The organism is Sodalis-like endosymbiont of Proechinophthirus fluctus, assembly GCF_001602625.1.
Taxonomy (GTDB): Bacteria; Pseudomonadota; Gammaproteobacteria; order Enterobacterales; family Enterobacteriaceae.
Genome location: NZ_LECR01000017.1, coordinates 1 through 3,786, shown reverse-complemented (window position 1 = coordinate 3,786; position 3,786 = coordinate 1). Strand labels below are relative to the sequence as shown.

Here is a 3,786-nt window from a genome sequence, read left to right as displayed (position 1 = left end):
CCGATGTTCGCTATCGGCTTCGTCACCGCCTTCATGGTAGTGTTCGCCATCAAATTTTTCCTGCAAATTATCAAGCGCATCTCGTTCGTGAAGTTTGCCATCTATCGCTTTATTTTGGCAGCGGTTCAGTCCTGAATGGTTTCAGTGCGCTGCTTTCCTGCTGTTGCTTCCAACTGGCTAGGGCCTGTAAGCGCCGCTGGGTGAGCTCCTCTCCAATCTCGGCACCGCTGAATCCCGCCGTGATAACGTCGCGAGCGGTAACCGACGCAGCCACGCGGAATGCTTCGCGCAGGAAGTCTCCCTGTGGATAGGGATGGTTTTCAAAACCGCTACGCCCGCGGGCGTCGGCTTCACTGGCAAGGATCATTTGCTCCAGACGCTCCGGACGGCGCCAGACATCAATGGCGATGAACAATTTTATTAGCGTCTTCGGTGTCAGGCTCTCAGCACTGTGCAGCAGGTCATGATATTGGGCCACGATCTTCGCCAAGTCACGTAGAGGATTAGGCACTTTTAGACGTTGGCACAGTTCTGCCACTACTTTCACACCAGCCGGGCCATGGCCGTGATGGCTGGGCCACAATTCGCGCGGGGTCAGCGCCTTGCCCACATCGTGGCAAAGCGCGGCGAAACGTACTGCGATATCGTCCGATAGCCGGGCCGTCACTGATACCGTTATCAAGGTATGAATACCGGTATCAATTTCCGGATGCCACTTAGCCGGCGCGGGGACGCCAAACAGCGCATCCACTTCTGGGAACACTGTTTTTAAAGCACCGCAGTCGCGCAATACCTGAAAATAGACTTGCGGGTTGTGGGTTGCCAGCGCTCGCTCGGTCTCTTTCCAGACCCGCTCTGGGGCCAGCAGATGCAGCTCATCGGTCATGTGCTTCATGAGCGCCAGCGTTTCTGGCGCAATGCGAAAATTCAAATGGGCAAAACGCGCGGCAAAACGGGCGACCCTCAGCACCCGCAACGGATCTTCGCCGAAGGCATCAGAGATATGACGTAACCAGCGCTGGTGAATATCTCGCTGTCCCTGATATGGATCGATCAGATGACCCTGGTCATCGCGGGCGATGGCGTTGATGGTGAGATCGCGACGGTGCAAATCCTCTTCTAGCGTGATTTCCGGCGAATAATAGCAAATGAAACCCGTATACCCTTGGCCAGATTTGCGCTCCGTGCGGGCCAGCGCATACTCTTCACGGCTCTCAGGATGCAGGAAAACCGGAAAATATTTGCCGACCTGCTGATAGCCCTGTGCGAGCATGTCTTGCGGCGTCGCACCGACCACGACCCAGTCCCTTTCCGTGATAGGGAGCTGCAATATACCGTCACGCACGGCTCCACCCACCAGATATTTTTTCACAATTCACTCCTGGCAAAGCCGGTGTTGTCTTTATCGGTACTGTCCATTGAATGTAGCCGTATCTCGCATGCGATTCACTGGCGGCGTTGCGGGCGCGGGTCAGTTCATCCAGCGGTTGTCTTCTGCGACGGGAAATGATATGAGGAAACAGCAGGCCCAACAACAGGTTAACGCTGGCCACGCCGCAGCCATGCATGAAACACTGCATATAATGGTGCGATTTTTATCGTCGAACTAAACCGCTGCCGTGTTGACTTCTTTACTGTACCGTCGTGAGTTGACCCTTACCTTACAGCGCCTGATTCTGCTCTTTGAGATTATTGATAACGCCATCGCCATCACTAGTGGCCATTTTTTCTGCATGTCTTCGGAGCTCTGATGCCAATCAGCATCGAGGGTATTGAGCGTTTAGGTCAAATCCTGCACCTGCTACTCTAGCTCCGGCAACCCAGGTGCGTAGACTGGGTTGAGTGCTCAACTAGTCTAGCGGGATCCAAGTGGCACGGCCCTTCTTCTTCGCGCACATATTACGAAGCTGTCGTCGTCGCTTTGGTTGATAAGCGTTATGGCGTCGCCGGAATTCAAAGTACAGACAATGCGATATTAGTTGCCCGGGCTGCTATGTATATAGGTCAGTAGGTCGTCGGAAACATAATGTTCCTCATCGGCGCCGGTGAGACCTAGACCGACTGGGGTGAAGTAAATATGGCGTAATTTCAGAATTATTCCGTAATTTTTAAATAAATGGTTTCACGATAGTAGTGGCTTTAGTTTGACGATGCAACGTCGTGTCTGAAATGAGAACACCCTTACTCTCGAACTCGCATCAGGCCGTTGCTGATGCCACTAACGGCGCGCCCTATTTGCCACCCGCGGCGGTTGGGAGGGATGAAAATTACAAAACGCGTCAAAAGTAATAAAAACGTTGGACCACGCCTTGTAAGAAAAGTGCCGTTGAGCTTGTCATTTTTTCCATTGAGGTCATGATTAGGCGTTGATACTTTCATTTCAAGCAGGTTGATCTCATCAAGGGATAACTTAAGCATTAGTAAACTTCACCAGTATAGCCATATAACACTATGAATGAAGAAATCAAGTTAAAATTTATCGTTCAACCCGGACTCTGCCCACACTACGGCAGCGATTATCGGCAACGGGTCATAAACGGTCATCCGCTCCTGCAATTGACCAATACGTATTTTGAGACGGTCGGTTTTTATTTACTCCGCCACAGTATAGGATTACGCATTTATCAGATGGACGGGCAAATTGAGATGACGATGAAAACTACCGAGCAGGTTATCGACGGACTACATCAGCACCCCAAGGATTACATCAGAACCTCGAATATAATATGCCGCTGCCGGGGCTGACGCTGGAACTGCAACGTGGCTCCGGTACAGGCGTGGCCGGAGGGGCTGAATCACGCCGTGCTGCAATCGCGGCTTAAGCCTCTGTTCACCATCGATTTCGGTCGCCAGAAATGTCGGGTAACGCAGGGTGAAAGCCAGATCGAGATCATGCTGGATCGGGGGGAAGTCGGTTCTGGCCCTCTAAGCGAGACGACTTGCGAACTGGAAATAGTGTTGCTTATCGGCAACACTCGCGATCTATTCGCCTTCGCCAAGACGCTGAGCTATGCTCGCAACCTCCGTTTGGGCAAGCTGGGCAAAAAGGCCGAGCGTAGTTATCATCTTCAGTGGGGAAATCTTCGATACGCAATTCGGCCGTGGCGGCTACTTGATCCTACTGCGATCCTACTGCGCCGGTGACGAGAGAGAATGAGCNCAGTGTTGCATCTGGCGCTGGATCATTAGCAATATCATGAAGAGCTCTGGTTGCGCGGAGAGCCGCAGGGCAAGACCGGCGTGCTGGAGGGTATTATGTTGATACGTGTGACTTTCCGCGTGATGGGTAATCTGGTGCAAGAAAGAGACAACCGCGCTGCTGACGGGTATTATGCCGTTAATCGCCGCCGAACGAGCGGGATCCCCAAGCGATCTGTTATCTACCTATCTATCTGCAAACTAAACTAGAGCTGCTGACCTACTGGCTAATATTCAGTATCTGGCAGAATACCGCCGATGAGGATACACGCAAAAAACTCGCTGGCGCTCGCCAGCAGTTCACTTCACCGACACGACGCTTGCGCGCGCAGCGCGGAATTGGAGGTCGCGTTCGGCCGCATGTTATGCGATGAGAAACACCTGCAACAGTTGCCAAGGCTAGAACGTCGGCTGATGGCATTTCATGTCTTGTTTAGTGCCTATCGGCCGACTGAGATCGTGGCCTATACTATGCACTGGAAAGCGCTACGTCTCCATCGTATAGCAAGGACGCGAAGATAGCGAACATTTGCATCGGCAAGCGTTGGCGCAAGGTGGGATTCTGGCTGGAATAGCGACAAGGACGCG

Annotated in this window: 5 protein-coding genes and 1 pseudogene; 4 read left to right on the top strand and 2 right to left on the bottom strand. The window is 52.6% G+C overall.

Translation table 11 applies throughout. The features are described 5' to 3' along the window. A pseudogene (locus tag BG74_RS15925) lies at positions 1-135 on the top strand (undecaprenyl-diphosphatase); the annotation flags it as partial. On the opposite strand, the gene BG74_RS02085 reads toward BG74_RS15925, so the two are convergent. Next, positions 110-1,372, bottom strand: coding sequence for a multifunctional CCA addition/repair protein (locus BG74_RS02085; RefSeq protein ID WP_066596258.1), 1,263 nt, complete (start codon positions 1,370-1,372; stop codon positions 110-112). The pseudogene BG74_RS15925 and the gene BG74_RS02085 sit on opposite strands and share 26 nt — an antisense overlap. Before the next feature lie 247 nt (positions 1,373-1,619). Here BG74_RS02085 and BG74_RS18745 point away from each other — a divergent pair, with 247 nt between their 5' ends. Next, positions 1,620-1,751 carry a hypothetical protein gene (locus BG74_RS18745; RefSeq protein WP_256364187.1) on the top strand — a complete coding sequence of 44 codons (132 nt, stop codon included), beginning with the start codon at positions 1,620-1,622 and terminating at the stop codon, positions 1,749-1,751. 430 nt (positions 1,752-2,181) lie between these two features. Here BG74_RS18745 and BG74_RS02075 read toward each other — a convergent pair whose 3' ends face one another. Continuing rightward, positions 2,182-2,418, bottom strand: coding sequence for a hypothetical protein (locus BG74_RS02075; protein ID WP_066596250.1), 237 nt, complete (start codon positions 2,416-2,418; stop codon positions 2,182-2,184). 33 nt (positions 2,419-2,451) lie between these two features. Between BG74_RS02075 and BG74_RS02070 the strand changes: the two genes are divergently transcribed. Both BG74_RS02070 and BG74_RS02065 read left to right on the top strand, forming a co-directional pair. After that, positions 2,452-2,745: a CYTH domain-containing protein gene (locus BG74_RS02070; protein ID WP_066596249.1), complete on the top strand. Its 294-nt coding sequence runs from the start codon at positions 2,452-2,454 to the stop codon at positions 2,743-2,745. 15 nt (positions 2,746-2,760) lie between these two features. Beyond that, positions 2,761-3,144, top strand: coding sequence for a CYTH domain-containing protein (locus BG74_RS02065; RefSeq protein WP_066596248.1), 384 nt, complete (start codon positions 2,761-2,763; stop codon positions 3,142-3,144). Positions 3,145-3,786 lie beyond the last annotated feature (642 nt).

Bases quoted from the DNA above. Each gene is read 5' to 3' on its own strand.
- BG74_RS02070 (WP_066596249.1), top strand. From the start codon at position 2,452: ATGAATGAAGAAATCAAGTTAAAATTTATCGTTCAACCCGGACTCTGC.
- BG74_RS02075 (WP_066596250.1), bottom strand. From the start codon at position 2,418: ATGCTTAAGTTATCCCTTGATGAGATCAACCTGCTTGAAATGAAAGTA.